The 508-nt window shown below is 52.4% G+C and carries 1 rRNA gene; it reads left to right on the top strand.

Annotation, left to right across the window (positions count from 1 at the left end):
- A 23S ribosomal RNA gene (locus tag SCM96_16130) occupies positions 1-508 on the top strand; the annotation flags it as partial.

Consider the following 508-nt stretch of genomic DNA (forward strand, 5'->3'; position numbering starts at 1 on the left):
GGAGGGGAGTGAAATAGAACCTGAAACCATGAGCCTACAAGCAGTCAGAGCACTATGTAGCTTGCTACAGTGTGATGGCGTACTTTTTGTAGAACGGGCCGGCGAGTTATGGTTGGCAGCAAGGTTAAGGAATTTAAATTCCGGAGCCGCAGCGAAAGCGAGTCTTAACCGGCGAATAAGTTGTCAGCTGTAGACCCGAAACCGGGTGACCTATCCATGGCCAGGGTGAAGCTTGGGTGAAACCGAGTGGAGGCCCGCACCCACTGATGTTGAAAAATCAGGGGATGAGCTGTGGATAGCGGTGAAATGCTAAACGAACCCGGAAATAGCTGGTTCTCCCCGAAATAGCTTTAGGGCTAGCCTCGGGGGTTTAATTGCGGAGGTAGAGCACTGATTGGGCTAGGGGCCCGACAAGGTTACCGAACTCAGTCAAACTCCGAATGCCGTAATTTAAGACCCCGGGAGTCAGACTGCGGGTGATAAGATTCGTGGTCGAGAGGGAAACAGC

Source organism: Acidobacteriota bacterium (assembly GCA_033549365.1).
Taxonomy (GTDB): domain Bacteria; phylum Acidobacteriota; class Aminicenantia; order Aminicenantales; family Saccharicenantaceae; genus JAWSUF01.